Raw genomic sequence first — 18,681 nt, forward strand, 5'->3', positions numbered from 1 at the left:
CGTTCGCTGCGAACTAGCACACCGGGCAGCGGTGTACCGCCCACAAGCAACGTAAGGGCGGACAGTGGCCAGTTGGACCTGGGCAGGTGAACGGGAGATGAACAGACCACCCCGATTGCCCTGCACCATATGTGACATTAGCCGCACAATTGCGGAGGAGTGATCAGGACGCGGCGGAGTAGGCGGCGTCGATATGGAAGGGCGCGAAGCCCAGCCGGGTGTAGGTGTGCACGGCGGCCGTGTTGTCGGCCTCGGTGTAGAGCAGCACCGAACCCAGATCGCGGTCGCGCAGGTAGTGCAGGCCCGCGAGCGTCAGCAGCCGGCCGAGGCCGCGACCCTGCGCCGCGGGATCGATCCCGACCACGTAAACCTCGCCCACCGGCGGGTTTTCATCGTGATGGACCTTGGTCCAATGGAAGCCGAGGATCTTGTCCGGCGCGGCCGGATCGACCGCGATGAAGAGACCCTTCGGGTCGAACCAGGATTCGCCGCGGCGCGCGTCGATATCGCGCTCGGTCCAGCCACCCTGTTCGGGATGCCACGCGAAGGCCGCGTTATTGACCCGCAGGATTTCCGCGTCGTCGGAAGGCCCCGCGTACGTACGCAATTCGAGCCCGTCCGGCACCGTCAATTCCGGTAGCTCGGTATTAGCGAGATCACGTCGCATCTGCCACAACTCGCGTGCGACGGAGAGCCCGAGCCGCCCCGCCAAACCCTGTGCGGCAGCGAGATTTCCATGCGCCCAGACCCGCGCGCCCGGCCCGCCCGCGGTCAGCGCGGCCGACACCAGTTCGGTTCCGATCCCCTGCCGCCGGAACTCCGGATCCACCGCCACCTCGGCCATGGCCGGGTGTTCCCCGTGCGCCGGAACCAGATTCGCGTACCCCGCCACGGCATCCTCGCGCACGACCACGAAATGCCGCGCCTCGGATTCGGCGGTCAGCGACAGCACCGCCTGCTCGGACACCGGCGCGACGCCGTCGGCCGCGGTGGCCCGCTCCAGCACGCCGCGCACCCGCGGGGCCAGCTCATCGGAGACGGTCGCGGTCCACTCCCCCGCCAGGCTCACTACACAGGTCCGTTCGCCGAGGTCAATTCATCGTCCGCGCCCTCGGACTCCGGGAAGGTGACGGCGTCGCCCTTGCTGGAACGCGCCGGCCGCACCGCCTTGTAGCCGACATTGCGGACGGTGCCGATGAGCGATTCGTATTCGCTGCCGAGCTTGGCGCGCAACCGCCGCACATGCACGTCCACGGTGCGGGTGCCGCCGAAGAAGTCGTAGCCCCACACCTCCTGCAACAGCTGTGCGCGGGTGAAGACCCGGCCGGCGTGCTGGGCGAGATATTTGAGGAGCTCGAACTCCTTGTAGGTGAGGTCGAGCGGGCGGCCGCGCAGTCGCGCGGTGTAGGTGCCCTCGTCGATGACCAGCTCACCGAGGGTGATCTTGCCGGTGTTCTCCGGGCTCGCCACCCCGCCGTTGCGGGCGACCAGCAGCCGCAGCCGCGCGTCGAGTTCGGCGGGACCGGTACCCGGCAGCAGGATGTCGTCCAGCCCCCAGTCCGCGTTCACCGCGACCAGTCCGCCCTCGGTCAGCACCGCCACCACCGGCACCGACGATCCGGTGCTGCCCAGCAAACGGCAAAGGCCGCGCGCGGCGGCCAGATCGGTGCGGGCGTCGACCAGTGCCACATCGGCCGAACCGGCTTCGAGCAGCGACGCCACCTCGGTCGGAGCCGGTCGCACGTGGTGCGGCAGCAGCGACAGTGACGGCAGCACCGCCTCTGGATTGGGGTCGGAGGTCAGCAGGAGCAGCTCCATGGGGGCCCTCCATCCCATCTGGCATGTGCGTGGCTACTGCGTTGTCAGCCACACCCGCATGCTGGTTATCACAGGTAAGTCGGTTGCTACATTAGCGCGTCCGAACCCACAGCCTCGCATTCCGGGTAGCCGTCGCAAACCCGGTTACCGCGAAGATCACAGGGAGGCATGATCCGGGTCACCCGGGCGGCGGCATCGGACAGGCCGATCACGCCCTACTAGGGTGCTCCTATGTCTTTTCGGCGGGTGATCATCGCACTGCTCTGTGTGGCAGGGCTCGCGGTCGTGCTCGACTTCGGTGTCGCCGCCTACTCCGAATACCGGGTGTCGCGGCTGCTGCGCGAAGGGTCGCATCTGAGCGCCGACCCCGAGGTCACCTTCCACGGATTCCCGTTCGTGGCGCAGGCATTCGACGGCGCCTATAAGAACATCGACATTCGCGCACGCTCCGAGCGCCCGGATATTCCGGGCGAGATCATGGTCGAGGCGAATCTGCGCGGCGTGCATCTGGGCTTCGGGAATCTGGTCGACGGCAATGTGCGCAAGGTGCCGGTGGACAAGGCCGAGGCCCGCATGCGCATCGAACCGACCGAACTGGGGCGGCTGTTCAAGATCCCGGATCTCCAGGTGTTCGGCCCGCCCGCCGACAAGTCCGATGGTTCCGGCGGTTCCGGCGGCACCGGTGCGACCACCCAGGGCGCGATCATCCTGACCGGCACCCTGCCGCTCAGCCCGGTCGCCGATGCCGTCACCCTCACCACCGGCGTGAAGGACAAGGGCCGGGTGGTGAGCGTGCTGGCCGATCTGCGGCTGGACGGCGACCAGGTCCGCATCACCGCCACCGATATCTATTACGGCAACGAGGCCAGTCCCGCCGCCGTCGGCCCGGACGCCGAGAAGCCGGTGCGGATCTCCGATGAGGACAAGGCCGGGGTGCTGGCGCGGTTCACCCGCACCATCGATACCAAGGACCTGCCGTTCGGTATCCGGCCCATGAAGGTGGAGGCCAGCGGCGGGCAGATCGTGGTCGAGGGCACCGGGAAGGACATAACCATCGACTTGGATCGGTTGAACCAACCGTGATCACCCTCGTCGTCCTCGCCGTCGCCCTCGCCGCCGCGATCGTGGCCGGAATTCTGGTCCGCCGCAACGAGGGCCGGGTGCGTAGTTCGGCGCCCGTGGCGAGTCCGGCGGCGGAATCGAATCGAGCCGCGCTGCTGAGCGCGGCCGGCGTCGTCGAGGGCAGGCCGACCGTGCTGCATTTCTCCGCCGATTGGTGTGGCCCGTGCGCGGCCGTCCGGCGCGTGGTCGCGAATGTGGTCGCCGAACTGTCGGACGCGCCGGCCCCGCCGCTGGATCTCGAGGTCGATATCGATGCCGAACCCGAGCTGGCGCGCGAGCTGAACGTGCTCTCGCTGCCCACCACCTTCGTGCTCGATGTCCACGGAGTGGAACGGTTCCGAATCTCCGGCGTTCCGAAGGCCGCCGATTTGCGCACGTCATTGGGGTCTTTAACGGTCCCCGGCCCCACTGAGTGACCAGCATTACGGACCCCGGGTCCAATTTCCCCCGAAAATTGGGTAAACTCCCCTACGTGCAATCCAACCGCGAGCTGATGCTCACCCGACGCCGCACGGTAGACCTGTGCCGCCTCGGTGGTTGTTGCTGCCTGTGCCGCTAGCCGGTCGGCCTTTCGAATCCTTCTGTCGCCGACCGGGTTTGACCCCGCCGTACGAGTGATCATCTGAATCCTCCGGCGAATTTGGCCAATACACCTCCAGCGCAGGAGCACTCTCATGCCGAACCCGAACAGTCCGGAAAGTCCCACCGGCCGCATCCCTTCCGGCCAGGTCGATGTCCGCGGCCCGCGATTCGCCGCCTGGATCACCACCGCCGTGCTGGCGCTGGTCCTGATCGTCTCCGTCTTCTCCGTTCCCGCCGCCGCCGTGCTGCTGGCCGTACAGGCCGTGGTTTTCGGGCTGGGCGCGCTGAACGGTCCCCGCCGCAGCCCCTACGGCACGGTCTACGCGAAGTTCGTCGCGCCCCGCATCGGTCCCGCTCCCGAGCTGGAACCCGTTGCGCCGCTGCGGTTCGCACAGCTGGTCGGCTTGATCTTCGCCGGGCTCGGCGTCCTCGGCTTCGCCTCCGGGGCCACCGTGGCGGGCGCGATCTTCACCGGATTCGCGCTCTTCGCGGCCTTCCTCAACGCCGCCTTCGGAATCTGCCTGGGCTGCAAGATCTATCCGCTCGTCGCGCGCCTGCGCTCCACCGCCGCCGCGACCAACTGACCCCTTTCCCATCTCAACCACCAACCTGCTTCCGGCAAATCACTGAAAGGAACAACATGGCTCGCTCCGATGCCCTGGTCTCCGCTGACTGGGTCGAAGAGAACCTGAACACCCCGGGCGTCGTGCTCGTCGAGGTCGACGAGGACACCAGCGCCTACGACCTGGGGCACATCGAGGGCGCCGTGCGTCTCGACTGGAAGAAGGACCTCCAGGACCAGGTTCGTCGCGACTTCGTGAACCGGGAGCAGTTCTCGGACCTGCTGTCGGCCCGCGGCATCGGCAACGATGACACCGTGGTGCTGTACGGCGGCAACAACAACTGGTTCGCGGCCTACGCGTACTGGTACTTCAAGCTCTACGGCCACCAGGACGTGAAGCTGCTCGACGGCGGCCGCAAGAAGTGGGAGCTCGACGCCCGCCCGCTGGTCAAGGACGTCGTGACCCGCCCGGCCACCTCCTACAAGGCCGCCGAGCAGGATCTGTCGATCCGCGCCTTCCGTGACGAGGCCATCGCGGCCATCGGCACCAAGAACCTGGTCGACGTGCGCTCGCCCGACGAGTTCTCCGGCAAGATCCTGGCCCCGGCCCACCTGCCGCAGGAGCAGTCGCAGCGTCCGGGCCACATCCCGACCGCCATCAACGTGCCGTGGTCCAAGGCCGCGAACGAGGACGGCACCTTCAAGAGCGATGCCGAGCTGGCCGAGCTCTACAAGGAGGCCGGGCTGGACGGCGAGAAGGAGACCATCGCCTACTGCCGCATCGGCGAGCGTTCCTCGCACACCTGGTTCGTGCTGCAGGAGCTGCTGGGCCACCAGAACGTCAAGAACTACGACGGGAGCTGGACCGAGTACGGCTCCCTCGTCGGTGCACCGATCGAGTTGGGAGCGTAATCAATATGTGTGCAGCACCTACCCAGGGCCAGGCCCTGCCCGCCAACGTCGACGTGGAGAAGGAGACGGTCATCACCGGCCGTGTTCTCGCCGCTGACGGCCAGCCGGTCGGTGGCGCGTTCGTCCGCCTGCTCGACGGCAACGGCGACTTCACCGCCGAGGTCGTAGCCTCCGGTACCGGTGACTTCCGCTTCTTCGCCGCCCCCGGCTCCTGGACCATCCGCGCGCTGTCGGCGTCCGGCAATGGTTCGGCCGAGGCCGCGCCGGAGGGCGCCGGCATCCACAATGTGGATGTCACCGTCGCCAAGTAAGACACGGTGAGCCGCGCGCAATCGGCGCGAAACACTCGAAACGGCCCCGGGATTCATTTTCCCGGGGTCGTTTTCGTGTCCCCGGGGACGAGTGACTAGACTCCGATCCGTGGTGCAATTCTTCGAGATCCTGCTGATCGTCATGTCGTTGGTGATCGCCTGGTTCGGCCTCTACGTCCTCTACCGGCTCTTCACCGAGTCGTGAGCGAGTCGGCGAGCGAGAACGTCGACAACACACCGGCGAACGGTACGTCCGTGAGTCGCGGGGACGCCGCGCGCCTGAGCGGTGACAAGGCCGTCGCCGACGCTGTCGAGCGCGCCAAGTCGACCGGGGTGCTGAACATTCCCTCGCTCCCCGACCTGCCGCTGCCCGAGGACACCGCGAACCTGCGGCTCGGCCCCGACCTGAGCTCTTCCATGCTCGCCCTGCTCCCCCTGGTGGGCGTGTGGCGCGGCGAGGGTGAAGGCAACGAGCCCGAGACCGGTGATTACCGCTTCGGCCAGCAGATCATCGTCTCCCATGACGGCGGCGACTATCTGGCCTGGGAATCGCGTTCCTGGAAGCTCGATTCCGACGGCGGGTACGACGGACCGGATCTGCGCGAGAGCGGGTTCTGGCGGGTCGGCATCGACGGTGACGACGAGGTGCTGGAGCTGCTGCTCACGCATTCGTCCGGCATCGTGGAGCTGTTCTACGGCCAGGCCCTGACCCAGTCCTCCTGGGAGCTCGCCACCGACGTGGTGATTCGCAGCCAGTCCGGCGTGGTGGTCGGCGGCGCCAAGCGGCTCTACGGCATCGTCGAGGGTGGTGACCTGGGGTACGTGGAGGAGCGCATCGGCGCCGACGGGGCCCTGGAACCACGGCTCTCGGCGCGCTTGCAGCGCTACATCGGCTGAGCTACCCACCGCAACAACTGATTTCGCGAGTTTCGGGGTAACTCCCCGGGTACGCCCAGAACTGCCAACGGCTCTTCCGCAGGCCCGCAATGCCGATTGTTTCGGCACTCGGCCGCGCGCTGAAGGCTCGGGGAGGCGGAAAAGGAACGACCCCCGAGTCGTGATCGCGGATGCAACTCACGCGATTCCGGTCGGACAAGACCGGAGACTCGGGGGCCGGGTGACTGCCTGGGATTCGCGAGGCGTTCGCGCGAACGGGTCGTTACCGAACCCAGTGCAGCGGTGGGCACCTAGCGGACAGCCACCTCACGCGTCCTAGAAATAACCATTTCTTTGACCACCTCCTCTCTTGTGTACTGACGAAAGTAGTCAAAGCGGACGGCGGCGGCAACGTATTTTCTCGGACCGCGAAATCGCAGCTCAGAGCTGGTTTGCGGGAATAAGGCGGTCTACCCGGATGTCGCCGTTTCCGGCGACGTGAACCACGGTGTCCGCCCGATGGTCCGGCGGCAGTTGATGCGTGACCACCACGACCGTGCGGTCGCGCTCCACCAAACCGCTGGTCTCGTCCAGCAGCCGGCGCAACAGATCCGCTCCGGCCTCCGCCTCCAGATGTTCGGTCGGCTCGTCCAGCAACAGGACGCGGGCCGGGGAGAGCAAGGCGCGAGCCAGCAGGAGGCGGCGGCGCTGACCACCCGATACCGCCGCCGCGCCGCCCACCAGATCGGTCTCCACGCCCTCCGGCAGCGAGTCCAGCCACTCCCCCGCACCGACCGTGCGCAAGGCGTGCTCCGCCTCCGCCGCGGTGATATCGCCACGGGCCACCCGCAGGTTCTCGAGCACCGTGGTGCCGAACAGGTGCGCGTCCTCGGCGAAGAAGGTGATGCCCGGTCGCGGGGTGTCGAACAATCCCGCCCAGGCCATGAGCAGCGTGGTCTTCCCCGCCCCGCTGGGCCCGACCACCGCGATCCGCCGACCCTCCGGCAGACCCGGGAATTCCCTTGTCACCGTCTCGGATTCGGGGTGTTCGAGCCGTTCCAGCCGCCGCAGTGCGGCCCGGCCGTTGGTGAGCGCTTGCGCCGCGGCGGGCAGCACGGCCACCGCTTCGAAGGCCGACAGCGGCACCAGCACCAGCACGGTGAGCGCCATCGGGCTGATCCCGCCCGGCAGGACGGTCTGATATCCGGCGGTCGGAACCGCGGACCCGCTGCCGTACAACATGATTCCGATGAGCAACGCCCCCAGCACGCTGGCTCCGATCGACAGCGGCGTGGCGGCCGCCGCCCAAGCACTGTGTGAAGCCGCCCGGTCCTCCGCCGCCACCGCCCGCTGCCCGGCCGAATCAGCCTCGGCGAGTGCGGCATCCAGCCGCCCCGCCACCCGCAACTCGGGCGCATGATCCAGCACGGTCAACGCCGCCGCCTGGAACTCGGTCCGATCGGTCCGCACCGCCTCCTCGGCTTCCCGCGCCGCCCGCGCCGAAAGCCACGGTGCCGCAATGCCGGCCACCGCGAGCGCCGCCGCGAGAATCAGGGCCGCCGGCACCGAGATTGGCAGCAACAACCCGATCGCGAACAAGGCCAGGATCATCGCGACCGCGATCGGCACGAATGCCCGCACCACCACCGCCCCCAGATCATCGATGTCACCCATGACCCGGCCCAGCAGCTCGCCCCGCCGCAGCTCCGTCGAATCCCCTTCCAGCGCAGCGCCTGCCGCACCCGATCCCGCCCGGCCCGCACTCTCGGGACCGGTCCGGCGCGGCCGCCAGATATCAGCCGCGGCCAAGGTCCGATAGGTGGTGACCCGCGCCGTGCTCATGGCCCGCAGCGCCACATCGTGAGTAGCCAGCCGCTCCAGATACCGGCACAGCCCGCGCGAAATCCCCAGCGCCCGAACCGTCACCACCGCAATGGTCAGATCCAGCACCGGCGGCATCTGCCAAGCCCGCGCGATCAACCACGCCGCCAGCGCCGCCAGCCCCAGCCCACTACCCAAGGCCAGCACTCCCCAGGCGATCGAGACGGCCATCCGCGCCCGCGACAGTTCCAGCAGCGTCCTGATGCGACCGAAATCGCTGACCAGACTTCTCATCACACACCCACCTCCGCGGGCAGCAGCTTCGGCGATACCTCGGCGGGTTCGGGATCCTCGTCGATATCTTCGCTTGTGCTGCCGCGGACTTCGACGATGTGATCGGCGGCAGCGAGCACCGACGGGCGGTGGCCGACCAGGACCACGGTGGCTCCGGCGCGGGCACGGGCGACCAGGGCCGCGAGGACCGTTGCCTCGCAGGCGTCGTCGAGGTGCGCGGTGGGCTCGTCGAGCAGGAGGACCTGGCGGGGGGCCGCGAGGGTACGGGTCAGGGCGAGGCGCTGACGCTGGCCCAGGGACAGCCCTGCGCCTCCCGCGCCGACGGTGGTGTTCCAGCCGTCGGGGAGCTCCGCGAGTACCTCGTCGAATCCGGTTGCCGTGCAGGCGGCGTCGACCTCGGCCGTGCCCGCCGGTGCGCCGAGGAGTTCGAGGTTGGCGCGCAGCGTGCCCGGCACCAGGACCGGGCGTTGCGGGAGCCAGGCGATATGCGACCACCACTCGTCCGGGTCGAGGCCCGGCAGCGGGATGCCGTCCACCGCGACGGTGCCTCGATCGGGGGTGATCAATCCCAGGATCGCCTGGAGCGCCGTGGATTTCCCGCAACCGTTGGGCCCGGTCAGCACGGTCACCGCGCCGGGGCGCAGCACGGCCGACAGGAGCGCGGGAGCCGCTCCGTCACGCGTGGCCACCGTCAGATCATGAATCTCGATGCGGCCGTGGAGCTTCCGCGGCACGGCCGCGACGGCTACCGGTTCGTCGCTATCGGCGGCCGATCGATCGTCGGCGGCGGGCTCCAGGATCGCGAAAGCCTTTTCGGCGGCGGCCATTCCGTCCTGGGCGGCATGGAAGCGTTCGCCGACCGCGCGGAGGGGGAGGTACACCTCGGGGGCGAGGATGAGGGCGAGCAGCCCGGCGTAGAGGCCCATGTGGCCGAAGACCAGGCGCATGCCGATGGAGACGGCTACCAGGGCCACGCAGAGGGTGGCGAGCATTTCCAGCACCATGGAGGAGAGGAAGGCCAGGCGCAGGGCCGACATGGTGCGGCGGTGCAGGTCGTCGCCGAGGGTGCGGACGCGGTCGGCCATGCTGCGCGGGGAATCACCCTGCCCGGCCCGGGTTTCGGGGCGGGCGGATTCGCGGCCGAGGGCGCGCAGGGTGGGCATGCCGGCGAAGAGGTCGAGGAGTTGATCGGAGAGGCGGGTGGTGGCGGTGAGGGTTTCGGCGGCGCGGCCCTGGGTGAGCAGGCCGATGAGGATCATGAAGATGGGGATCAGGGGCAAGGTCACGAGGATGATCGCGCCGGAGATCCAGTCATGCAGGGCGATCACGGTGAGAACTATCGGCGGAACCAGCGCCGAAAGCAGCAGGGCGGGAAGGTATCCGGCGAGGTAGCCACGCAGGCCGTTGAGGCCCGATCCGGCGACCACCGTCAATTCCGTTCGGCGGCGCTCCAATTCGCGCGGCGGCAGTTGTGCGCCCGCGGCCACGACGGCGCTCTCGAGTTCGGCGACGACCTGTGCGCCCGCGCGATGCGCGAGGCGGGACTGCCACCAGGTGGCCACGACCCGGATCAGCACCGCGGTGGCCAGCACGACGAGTTCGGTTGCCCAGGAACCGATGTCACGCCGGGACGGGTCGGTGATCACCCCGGCCAGCACACTCGCGAGCGCCAGCCCCGCGATCACAATGCACACCGTGGTCAGCAGCGACAACGCGACGCTGAGTCCGAGATACCGCCTTGCCGAGTGCGCGTACCGCCACAGCCGCGGATCGATCGGCCGTCCCATGTTCGACCTCCCTCAGGGCACGCGGCCCCCGGCGGATTCGCCGGGGGCCGCGCGTAAACCAGTTCAGTTCTTCGCGGTTTCCAGCGGCAGCCCGATGGACGGCGGGATCTGCTCCATGGTGAGCCGCTTGCGGAACACCCAGTAGGTCCACGCCTGGTAGACCAGCACCACCGGAACCATGGCCACCGCCACCCAGCTCATCACCACCAGGGTGTAGTGCGTGGAGGACGCGTTGTCCACGGTCAGGCTGTACGCGTCGTCGATGGTGGAGGGCAGCACGTTCGGGTACAGGCACCCGAACAGCAGCGCGGTAGCCGAGGCGATGGTGACCGCGGTGCCGGTGAAGGCCCAGCCGTCGCGCCCCTGCGTAGCCGCGAATCCGGCCACCACGAGCCCGATCACGGCCAGGATCAACGGAATCCAAGTCCAGCCCTTGCCGTAGGCGAGCTGGGTCCAGATCCCGAAGACGGCGACCACGACCGCGGTCGGCACGAAGATCTTCCGAATGATGGCCTGCGCGTCGTCACGGACCTCGTTGCCGGTCTTGAGCGCCACGAACACCGCCCCGTGCAGCAGGAACAGCAGCAGCGTGGTGAGCCCGCCGAGCAGCGCGTACGGGTTGAGCAGATCGAGCAGGTTGCCTTCGACCTGCTTGCGCTCGTTGAGCTTCACACCGTGCACGATGTTCGCGAAGGCCAGACCCCAGGCCAGTGCCGGCACCCAGGATCCGAACGCGATGGCCGCGTCGCACCCGAGCCGCCAGCGATCGTCGTTGATCTTGCCGCGCCATTCGATCGCACAGGCGCGCACGATCAAGGCGACCAGGATCAGCAGCAGCGCCAGATAGAACCCGGAGAACAGGCTGGCGTACCACTCCGGGAACGCCGCGAACATGGCGCCGCCGCCGGTGAGCAGCCACACCTCGTTGCCGTCCCACACCGGCCCGATGGTGTTGAGCACGACGCGGCGCTTCACCTCGGAGCGGCGGCCGATGAGGCTCATCAGCATGCCGACGCCGAAGTCGAAGCCCTCCAGCACGAAGTAGCCGGTGAACAGGACGCCGATGAGCAGGAACCAGAACGTTTGCAGTGTCATCGCCGTCTCCTAGTAGGCGAACGAAAGCTTGTCGACGGACTCCCCGGTCATGCGTGGGGTGTCCGAATCATCGTGTGCCGGTTCGGGTCCCACGAGCACGTAGCGTCGCATCAGATAGAACCAGGCGACCGCGAGCATGCCGTAGAGCAGCGTGAACACGATGAGCGAGGTGAGCACGGTGCCCGCGGAGACCCCGGATACGCCCTGCTGCACCGTCATTCGAATGTGCTGATCACCGGTCGGGTTGGGCGCGACCACCCAGGGCTGACGGCCCATCTCGGTGAACACCCACCCGGCGCTGTTGCCCAGGAACGGCGTGAAGATGGCCAGGATGCAGAGCCACTGGTACCACTTCTGGTCCGGCATCCGCCCGCGCCGGGTGACCCACAATCCGGCCAGCAGCAACAGGATCGAGCCCGCCATGAACCCGATCATGGCGCGGAAGGACCAGTAGGTGACGAACAGGTTGGGCCGGTAGTCGCCGACGCCGTACTTCTCGTTGTACTCGACCTGAAGGTTCTTGACGCCCTTGAGTTCGACGTCGCTGAACTTGCCTTCGGCCAGGAACGGCAGCACGTACGGCACCTCGATGAGGTGGTCCACGCTGTCGCAGTTGTTGTGCGTGCCGATGGTGAGCACCGAGAAGTCCGGATCCACCTGTGTGGTGCACAGGGATTCGGCCGAGGCCATCTTCATGGGCTGCTGTTTGAACATCAGCTTGCCCTGGATGTCACCGGTGATGAAGAGCCCGAGCGCGGCGATCACGATCACCCACATGCCGAGTTTCCCGGCGGGCCGCCACAGGTCGCGAGCCTCCTCGACGAGCAGCGGATCGTTCAGGGCGGTGCCCTGCCGGACCTTCTTCACCATCCACCAGCCGGCGATACCGGCGACGAAGGTGCCGGAGGTCAGGAACGCGCCGGAGACCACGTGCGGGAAGGCCGCGAGGGTGGTGTTGTTGGTGATGACTTCCCAAATGCTTTGCAGCTCAGCGCGTCCGGTGTCCGGGTTGTACTTGGCGCCGACCGGATGCTGCATGAACGAGTTGGCGGCGATGATGAAGTACGCCGAGGCGTTCACGCCGATGGCGACCAGCCAGATGCAGGCCAAATGCACCTTTTTCGGCAGTCGCGTCCAGCCGAAGATCCACAGCCCGAGGAAGGTCGATTCCAGGAAGAACGCGACCAGCGCCTCCATGGCCAGGGGTGCGCCGAACACGTCGCCGACGAAGCGGGAGTATTCGCTCCAGTTCATGCCGAACTGGAATTCCTGCACGATGCCGGTGGCGACACCGAGCGCGAAGTTGATCAGGAACAGCTTCCCGAAGAATTTGGTGAGCCGGTACCAGCGTTCGTTCCCGGTGACCACCCAGGCCGTCTGCATCACCGCGACGAGCGGGGCGAGACCGATGGTGAGCGGCACGAAAATGAAGTGGTAAACGGTGGTGATACCGAACTGCCAGCGCGCGACATCTACGGCGCTCATCCGACCTCCCTGCCGATCTACGACATGACGTAGTAACTGGAACACTACGCCGACTGGTCTTCAGATCAACATGCGACGCGCCACAGTGTGCGGCAAATTTGCCAGCCTGTGACGAATCGGCTACCGAAGACCCCGGAACCCGGGCCGGAGGTCCACGGCGAGAGGGTAAACCGACTCTGCGGTCCGGGTTACCAATCCGCGATACTGCCCGGCTGCGCGATCCCCTTGTCCACCATCGCGATGATCTCGGCGGCCTTGTCATTGGCCGACATGCGCAGTCCGTCCAGGGAATTCACCCGCGCCGCCAGGGTGACGCTGGAAAGCATCCACACGCTGTCGGCGGTGATCAGATCGGCGGTGAAGAGCTGCTCGTACTTGCACTCCCAGCCCGCCTTCTCGGCCACGGCGTACAGCGCCCGCTGAGTCGTCCCCGGCAGCACGCCATTTCGCGCGGGGGGCGTGATCAGCTGGTTGTCGCGCTGCACCACCACGGTCGAGCGCGGCCCCTCCAGCACCCGATGCTCGGTGCTGGTGAAGATCACGTCATCGGCCCCCATCCGCTGCGCGAACCGCAGCGCCGACATATTCGTCGCGTACGACAGGGTTTTCGCCCCCAGCAGCTGCCACGGTGCGGCCTGCGCCAGATCGACGGAGATGCCCCGGGACAGCGTGATGACCGAAACCCCCTCGGCCCGTACCGTTTTCACCCGCTCGGCGACCGGCTGCACCAAAACGTATCCGGTAGTGGGCGCTTCGGCCCCGGACAGCCCGCCACCCTTATTGGCTGATGGTTTGCTGACGGCTTGCTCGCTCTCCCGGCCGCGCGTGAGCGTCATCCGCAGCATGCCCTCGCGCTCGCTCCCCCACTCCTTCGCCGCGATCTGCGCCGCCTTGCGCCAGGCATCCAGATCCGGCGCGGGCAGATCGAGAGCCTCCGCCGAGCGCCGCAATCGAGCCAGATGCAGTTCCAGCGAACACGCCGTCCCCTCCCGCACCAGCGCCGTCTCGAAAACCCCGTCGCCCCGCAGCGCGCCGATATCGTCCGCATACAGCAACGGCGCGTCCGGATCCCGGATCGCGCCGTCGAGTGTCACCAGAACCCGTTCCACCATGCAACCGAGCCTAGGTGAACCGGCTCGCCGCCGAGCGGTAACACCGCGCGCAAATGCGTCAATCCACCTACTCCCACCAACTGTGGAAGCTGTGATGGTCGTCGCAATCGCGACAACCGGTTTGCCGGCGATGCGGGTAACTCACCGGGTACGTCCGGAATCGGCGCCGCTCCGGACCGCCGGCACGCCCGCGATAGCCGTGACGGCTCCCAGGCTGTGCGCCGAAGTCCCGGAGCGGCGGGATAGTGTGGTGGGGTGTCCTCCTCGGTTGCACCCAGTCCGATTCTGCAAGTTCCAGGGGCTGTCGCGGGGCTGCCGGAGTCACCGGATGCCGCGGTGGCGTGGCATTACGGCGATCCCTTCGGTGAGCAGCGCGCGGCGGTACAGCGGGTGGCGGTGGTGGATCGCTCGCATCGGTTCGTGCTGACCATTACCGGTAAGGAACGGCTGAGCTGGTTGCACACCATCTCCAGTCAGCATGTCGCGAATCTCGGCGACGGCGAGTCGGCGGAGAACCTGGATCTCGATCTGAACGGTCGCGTGCTGCACCACTTCGTGCTGACCGATCTCGGCGGGACCCTGTTCATCGATACCGAGGCCCAGCGCGGGGCGGAACTGCTGGGTTTCCTCCAGAAGATGGTGTTCTGGGCCGATGCCAAACCCGAGGCCGCGCCCGACTACGCAGTGCTGAGCCTGCTCGGCCCGGAGGCGAGCGCGCTCGTCGAAACCCTCGGCATCCCGGCGCTTCCCGATACCTTGCGCGCGGTGGCGCTGCCCGGCGGCGGATTCATTCGCCGGATGCCTTGGCCCACCGCTGATTCCTTCGATCTGATCGTGCCGCGCGCCGAGCTCGCCGCGTGGTGGAGCAAGCTGCGCGACGCGGGCGCGACGGCCGCGGGCATGTGGGCGTTCGAGGCGCTGCGGGTGCCGGCGCTGCGCCCGCGCATCGGCATCGATACCGACGACCGCACCATTCCGCACGAGGTGAACTGGATCGGCGGACCCGCCGAATACGGTGCGGTGCACTTGAACAAGGGCTGCTATCGCGGCCAGGAGACGGTGGCCCGGGTGCACAATCTGGGCAAGCCGCCCCGGCATCTGGTGCTGCTGCATCTCGACGGTTCCGCCGACGGCCGCCCGGTCCCCGGCGATGCCGTCACCGCGGGCGGCCGCGCGGTCGGGGTGCTGGGCACCGTCGTCGATCACTTCGAATTCGGTCCCGTCGCACTGGCTTTGATCAAACGCAATATCCCCGTCGACACCGTCCTCGAGGCCGGTCCGTGCGCCGCCTCCATCGACGCCGATTCCATTCCTTCCCATGACGAGCCGCAGGCCGGCCGGCTCGCCGTCGAGAAGCTGCGCGGCCGGTGAGCCGGACCGGACGGATCTCGGCGGTCTGCGTAGTGCACGCCGAGATCGAAGTGAATACCCGGGTGGGCCGCACCGCCATCGACAAACGCCCGGTGCCGCATCGGGTTCCGGTGCGCGCGCTCGGCCTGGACGGCGATCACGTCTGCGACACCAAGCATCACGGCGGCGTGCACCAGGCCGTCTACGCCTATGCCGAGGAGGACGCGCAGACCTGGTCGGCCGAACTCGGCCGCGAACTGCCCGCCGGCTGGTTCGGCGAGAACCTGCGGGTGCACGGCCTGCCGGTCAGCGATGCCGTGATCGGCGCGCACTGGGCGATCGGCGAGACCCTCCTGGAGGTGTCCGCGCCGCGCGTCCCGTGCGCCACCTTCCAGCAGTGGTCCGGTGAGCAGCAGTGGGTGAAACGGTTCACGCTGCAAGCGAATACGGGCGCGTATCTGCGGGTGCTCACCGAGGGCACGATCGGCGCGGGTGACGAGGTGCGGGTGGTGCACGTCCCGGAGCACGGCATCACCGTGCGGGACATCTTCACCGGTGCGGATCTGACCAAGCTGGACACCTTGCTCACCGCAGAGCCCACCATCTCCGATGACATCCGCATGCAGGTCGAGCGGCATCGCCGCCGCCACACCAATGCAGCCGAGGCAGGAGTGCGCGCATGAGCGGTCAGGCGCGGAGGCGCCGCTCCTCCACCCAGCGCTTGCGGAGCGTAACCATGGAGCGCCCCGCCCATGCACGAAAGGAAACAGCATGAGCGTGGATCTGGTCGAGGTGGTCCGGTCCGGTTTCCGCGAGTGCGTGCACCGCGGTTCGCTGGTGATCCTGCGCCCCGACGGCGACCCGCTGGTCGAGGTCGGCGCGGTGCACGGCCCGATCTTCCCGCGTTCCACCAACAAGCCGTTGCAGGCGCTGACCCTGCTGCGCAATGGTTTCGAGCCCCTGGACCAGGCCGAACTGGCCGTCGCCACGGCCTCGCACTTCGGCGAAGCGGATCACGTGGAGCTGGTACAGCGCCTGCTGGATCGCTTCGGCTTCACCGAGGACGATCTGGAGTGCCCGCCCGACCTGCCCTTCGAGGAGCAGGCCCGGGCGCAGGCGCTGGCCGGGCGCACCCGGTCCAAGGCCACCCGCCGGATCTTCATGAACTGCTCCGGCAAACACGCCGCCATGCTCGCGACCTGCAAGATCAATGACTGGCCGACCCGCGGCTACCTCGATATCGGGCATCCGTTGCAGCAGGCCGTGCTGGCGACCATCGCCGATGTGACCGGCGAACCGGAGACCGATCTCGGCATCGACGGCTGCGGGCTGCCCATCGTCCCGGTCTCGCTGGTGAACCTGGCCCGCGCCTACGCCACCCTGGCGACATCGCCGGAAGGTAGCCCGGAACGCCGGATCGCCGATGCGATTCGCGCTCATCCCCGAGTGATTTCCGGCACGGACGGCCCCGATTTCCGGGTCATGTCCGCGACCCCCGGATTGGTCTGCAAGATCGGCGCGGACGGCGTGCACGCCGGCGCGCTCCCGGACGGCACGGCCTTCGCATACAAGATCGACGACGGCGCGGATCGGGCGCGACTACCCCTGACCTCGGCCATCCTGCAACACATGGGCATCGAATGGACTCCCGAGCACGCCGAAATGGCGGCTCCCGCGGTGCTCGGGGGCGATGCCCGGGTGGGGATCATCCGGGCCGTTCCGGGGCTGCTGTAACCCCCGCTCGACGCTGTGATCTTCCGGTCGCGACGGCCCGCGCGCGGCACTTCCACGGTTTCTCCCCCACTCCTGGAAGCGCGACCGCCTGACACACGCTAAAGTGTCTGTCAGGAAGATTATTAATTCGAACGGGGCCGCCAACAATCCCCAGGCCGCCCCGCAGTGACGCGAGGGGGTCAGCCATGGGCCGCGGCCGGGCTAAGGCAAAGCAGACCAAGGTCGCACGCGAGCTCAAGTACAGCTCGCCGTCGACCGACTTCACGAGCCTTCAGCGTGAGCTGTCGGGAAGTCCAGACTCGCACCGGAGTGGCAGTGTCATCTCCGACGAGCACGACACGAAAGAATCGTCGTCGAGCTGGGACGATGACAGCTACGACGACTGGCGTCGCTGACTCGGATTAATCGGCGTGCTAGGGGGGAGGCCGAAACCGGCCTCCCCCCTAGCACGCTGACACACGCCGAGGCTCCGGCAATGTCGTGGGCTTTTCGAGGTACGCCGATGTCCCGCCCGGATGGACGGGACGTTGGTGGATTTTTGCTGTCCGTACCGATTCCCGCTGTGCGTAGGCGGTAATGCCGAGGCGGTCACCGAATACGAAACGGCCCCGATCACTTTCGTGGTGATCGGGGCCGGTTTCGTTGCGGCTGAGCGCGACTCAGAAGCGCGGGTGGTCGCCCACCAGGATGGCGCGTTCGGCGTCGGCGTCCTTGGCCTTCTTGACGGTGCCGAGGGTCCAGCAGTTGATGTGGCGGGCGGTGAGGACCGCGAGGGCGCGGTCGGCGTCCTCGGGGGCCACCACGGCGACCATGCCGACACCCATATTGAAGGTCTTCTCCATTTCGACGCGCTCGACGCGGCCGCGCTGCGCGATCAGCTTGAAGACCGGGGCCGGGCTCCAGGTGCCGCGGTCCAGTTCGGCGACCAGGCCGGCCGGGAGCACGCGCGCCAGGTTGGCCGCCAGGCCGCCGCCGGTGACGTGCGAGAAGGTACGCACATCGGTTTCGGCGATCAGCGCCAGGCAGTCCTTGGCGTAGATCTTGGTGGGCTCGAGCAGTTCCTCGCCCAGGGTGCGGCCGAATTCTTCGACGTGCCCGGCGAGGGACATGCGGTCGATGTCCAGCAGCACCTTGCGGGCCAGCGAGTAGCCGTTGGAGTGCAGGCCCGAGGAGCCCATGCCGATGACGACGTCGCCGGGGCGGACGCGGTCCGGGCCGAGCACGGCATCGGCTTCCACGACGCCCACGCCGGTGGCGGAGAGGTCGTAGTCGTCGGCGCCCATCAGGCCGGGGTGTTCGGCGGTCTCGCCACCGAGCAGCGCACAACCGGCCTGGACGCAGCCTTCGGCGATGCCGGCCACGATTTCGGCGACGCGTTCCGGGACCACCTTGCCGACGGCGATGTAGTCCTGGAGGAACAGCGGTTCGGCGCCGCACACCACCAGGTCGTCGACGACCATGGCGACCAGGTCGAGGCCGACGGTGTCGTGCTTGTCCATGGCCTGCGCGACGGCGATCTTGGTGCCGACGCCGTCGGTGGAGGCGGCCAGCAACGGCTCCTTGTAGCCGCCCTTCAGTGCGAACAGTCCGGCGAATCCGCCGAGTCCACCCTGCACCTCGGGCCGGCTGGCCTTCTTGGCCAGTGGCGCGAACAGTTCTACTGCCCGGTCGCCGGCTTCGATATCCACTCCGGCCGCCGCGTAGGAGGCACCGGCGCTGCTGGGTGTCTGTTCAGTCATTGTCGGGGAGAGCTCCAAGCCGAATCGGTGGACAGATGCCTGCTCACGGTACCGGAGTCCGATAACAGGCTCGCACCCGGA

General features: G+C 67.8%; 18 protein-coding genes. 10 read left to right on the forward strand and 8 right to left on the reverse strand.

Features of this window, described 5'->3' with window-relative positions:
* Positions 1–163 precede the first annotated feature (163 nt).
* Together mshD and NI1_RS14415 are read right to left on the reverse strand one after the other, a co-directional pair.
* Complete coding sequence (mshD, locus tag NI1_RS14410; RefSeq protein ID WP_084523203.1) at positions 164–1,069, reverse strand: mycothiol synthase; 906 nt, start codon at positions 1,067–1,069, stop codon at positions 164–166.
* A complete protein-coding gene (locus NI1_RS14415) occupies positions 1,069–1,818 on the reverse strand; it encodes a winged helix-turn-helix transcriptional regulator (RefSeq protein ID WP_067819904.1) in 750 nt (249 codons plus the stop codon). The genes mshD and NI1_RS14415 overlap by 1 nt, the downstream gene beginning before the upstream one ends.
* Positions 1,819–2,049: 231 nt before the next feature.
* On the opposite strand from NI1_RS14415, the gene NI1_RS14420 reads away from it, so the two are divergent.
* The 6 genes from NI1_RS14420 to NI1_RS14445 all read left to right on the forward strand — a co-directional run bounded on the left by NI1_RS14420 (position 2,050) and on the right by NI1_RS14445 (position 6,204).
* Positions 2,050–2,901, forward strand: a complete 852-nt coding sequence (locus NI1_RS14420; protein ID WP_067819907.1) for an LmeA family phospholipid-binding protein — start codon at positions 2,050–2,052, stop codon at positions 2,899–2,901.
* The gene (locus NI1_RS14425; RefSeq protein ID WP_067819910.1) at positions 2,898–3,356 is read left to right on the forward strand and encodes a thioredoxin family protein; all 459 of its coding nucleotides are present in this window, start codon (positions 2,898–2,900) and stop codon (positions 3,354–3,356) included. Before NI1_RS14420 ends, NI1_RS14425 begins: the two co-directional genes overlap by 4 nt.
* A 258-nt stretch (positions 3,357–3,614) precedes the next feature.
* On the forward strand, positions 3,615–4,106 hold the full coding sequence (locus NI1_RS14430; protein ID WP_067819913.1) for a DUF4395 domain-containing protein: 492 nt from the start codon (positions 3,615–3,617) through the stop codon (positions 4,104–4,106).
* A 56-nt stretch (positions 4,107–4,162) separates the two neighbouring features.
* Positions 4,163–4,996, forward strand: coding sequence for a sulfurtransferase (locus NI1_RS14435; protein WP_067819916.1), 834 nt, complete (start codon positions 4,163–4,165; stop codon positions 4,994–4,996).
* 5 nt (positions 4,997–5,001) lie between these two features.
* On the forward strand, positions 5,002–5,307 hold the full coding sequence (locus tag NI1_RS14440; RefSeq protein ID WP_067819918.1) for a DUF1416 domain-containing protein: 306 nt from the start codon (positions 5,002–5,004) through the stop codon (positions 5,305–5,307).
* 201 nt (positions 5,308–5,508) lie between these two features.
* Positions 5,509–6,204 carry a heme-binding beta-barrel domain-containing protein gene (locus tag NI1_RS14445; RefSeq protein WP_067819922.1) on the forward strand — a complete coding sequence of 232 codons (696 nt, stop codon included), beginning with the start codon at positions 5,509–5,511 and terminating at the stop codon, positions 6,202–6,204.
* A gap of 420 nt (positions 6,205–6,624) precedes the next feature.
* On the opposite strand, the gene NI1_RS14450 is transcribed toward NI1_RS14445, so the two are convergent.
* From NI1_RS14450 to NI1_RS14470, 5 genes are all read right to left on the reverse strand, one after another.
* Entirely contained in the window at positions 6,625–8,298 is a 1,674-nt protein-coding gene (locus NI1_RS14450) for an ATP-binding cassette domain-containing protein (protein WP_067819925.1), read from the reverse strand.
* Positions 8,298–10,085 (reverse strand): thiol reductant ABC exporter subunit CydD, encoded by a 1,788-nt coding sequence (gene cydD, locus NI1_RS14455; protein WP_067819928.1) that lies wholly within the window; start codon positions 10,083–10,085, stop codon positions 8,298–8,300. The genes NI1_RS14450 and cydD overlap by 1 nt, the downstream gene beginning before the upstream one ends.
* Positions 10,086–10,148: 63 nt before the next feature.
* Entirely contained in the window at positions 10,149–11,180 is a 1,032-nt protein-coding gene (cydB, locus tag NI1_RS14460) for a cytochrome d ubiquinol oxidase subunit II (protein ID WP_067819931.1), read from the reverse strand.
* A gap of 9 nt (positions 11,181–11,189) precedes the next feature.
* The gene (locus NI1_RS14465) at positions 11,190–12,665 is read right to left on the reverse strand and encodes a cytochrome ubiquinol oxidase subunit I (protein WP_067819934.1); all 1,476 of its coding nucleotides are present in this window, start codon (positions 12,663–12,665) and stop codon (positions 11,190–11,192) included.
* A 188-nt stretch (positions 12,666–12,853) separates the two neighbouring features.
* A complete protein-coding gene (locus NI1_RS14470) occupies positions 12,854–13,777 on the reverse strand; it encodes an aminodeoxychorismate lyase (protein ID WP_067819937.1) in 924 nt (307 codons plus the stop codon).
* A 255-nt stretch (positions 13,778–14,032) separates the two neighbouring features.
* Here NI1_RS14470 and ygfZ point away from each other — a divergent pair, with 255 nt between their 5' ends.
* From ygfZ to NI1_RS14490, 4 genes are all read left to right on the forward strand, one after another.
* Positions 14,033–15,148, forward strand: coding sequence for a CAF17-like 4Fe-4S cluster assembly/insertion protein YgfZ (gene ygfZ, locus NI1_RS14475; RefSeq protein WP_067819940.1), 1,116 nt, complete (start codon positions 14,033–14,035; stop codon positions 15,146–15,148).
* Positions 15,145–15,810 carry an MOSC domain-containing protein gene (locus NI1_RS14480; RefSeq protein WP_067819942.1) on the forward strand — a complete coding sequence of 222 codons (666 nt, stop codon included), beginning with the start codon at positions 15,145–15,147 and terminating at the stop codon, positions 15,808–15,810. The genes ygfZ and NI1_RS14480 overlap by 4 nt, the downstream gene beginning before the upstream one ends.
* A gap of 88 nt (positions 15,811–15,898) precedes the next feature.
* Positions 15,899–16,861 carry an asparaginase gene (locus NI1_RS14485; protein WP_067819945.1) on the forward strand — a complete coding sequence of 321 codons (963 nt, stop codon included), beginning with the start codon at positions 15,899–15,901 and terminating at the stop codon, positions 16,859–16,861.
* A gap of 185 nt (positions 16,862–17,046) precedes the next feature.
* Positions 17,047–17,256, forward strand: coding sequence for a DUF3073 domain-containing protein (locus tag NI1_RS14490; protein ID WP_067819947.1), 210 nt, complete (start codon positions 17,047–17,049; stop codon positions 17,254–17,256).
* A 264-nt stretch (positions 17,257–17,520) separates the two neighbouring features.
* Here NI1_RS14490 and purM read toward each other — a convergent pair whose 3' ends face one another.
* The gene (gene purM / locus NI1_RS14495; RefSeq protein WP_067819950.1) at positions 17,521–18,600 is read right to left on the reverse strand and encodes a phosphoribosylformylglycinamidine cyclo-ligase; all 1,080 of its coding nucleotides are present in this window, start codon (positions 18,598–18,600) and stop codon (positions 17,521–17,523) included.
* Between the last annotated feature and the right edge of the window lie 81 nt (positions 18,601–18,681).

This window comes from Nocardia inohanensis NBRC 100128 (assembly GCF_001612945.1).
Taxonomy (GTDB): Bacteria; Actinomycetota; Actinomycetes; order Mycobacteriales; family Mycobacteriaceae; genus Nocardia; species Nocardia inohanensis.

What these genes read in the sequence shown, in the direction of transcription:
- NI1_RS14415 (WP_067819904.1), bottom strand. Translation starts at nt 1,818, where the DNA reads ATGGAGCTGCTCCTGCTGACCTCCGACCCCAATCCAGAGGCGGTGCTG.
- NI1_RS14420 (WP_067819907.1), top strand. Translation starts at nt 2,050, where the DNA reads ATGTCTTTTCGGCGGGTGATCATCGCACTGCTCTGTGTGGCAGGGCTC.
- NI1_RS14430 (WP_067819913.1), top strand. Translation starts at nt 3,615, where the DNA reads ATGCCGAACCCGAACAGTCCGGAAAGTCCCACCGGCCGCATCCCTTCC.
- NI1_RS14435 (WP_067819916.1), top strand. Translation starts at nt 4,163, where the DNA reads ATGGCTCGCTCCGATGCCCTGGTCTCCGCTGACTGGGTCGAAGAGAAC.
- NI1_RS14440 (WP_067819918.1), top strand. Translation starts at nt 5,002, where the DNA reads ATGTGTGCAGCACCTACCCAGGGCCAGGCCCTGCCCGCCAACGTCGAC.
- NI1_RS14450 (WP_067819925.1), bottom strand. Translation starts at nt 8,298, where the DNA reads ATGAGAAGTCTGGTCAGCGATTTCGGTCGCATCAGGACGCTGCTGGAA.
- cydD (WP_067819928.1), bottom strand. Translation starts at nt 10,085, where the DNA reads ATGGGACGGCCGATCGATCCGCGGCTGTGGCGGTACGCGCACTCGGCA.
- cydB (WP_067819931.1), bottom strand. Translation starts at nt 11,180, where the DNA reads ATGACACTGCAAACGTTCTGGTTCCTGCTCATCGGCGTCCTGTTCACC.
- NI1_RS14465 (WP_067819934.1), bottom strand. Translation starts at nt 12,665, where the DNA reads ATGAGCGCCGTAGATGTCGCGCGCTGGCAGTTCGGTATCACCACCGTT.
- NI1_RS14470 (WP_067819937.1), bottom strand. Translation starts at nt 13,777, where the DNA reads ATGGTGGAACGGGTTCTGGTGACACTCGACGGCGCGATCCGGGATCCG.
- NI1_RS14485 (WP_067819945.1), top strand. Translation starts at nt 15,899, where the DNA reads ATGAGCGTGGATCTGGTCGAGGTGGTCCGGTCCGGTTTCCGCGAGTGC.
- NI1_RS14490 (WP_067819947.1), top strand. Translation starts at nt 17,047, where the DNA reads ATGGGCCGCGGCCGGGCTAAGGCAAAGCAGACCAAGGTCGCACGCGAG.
- purM (WP_067819950.1), bottom strand. Translation starts at nt 18,600, where the DNA reads ATGACTGAACAGACACCCAGCAGCGCCGGTGCCTCCTACGCGGCGGCC.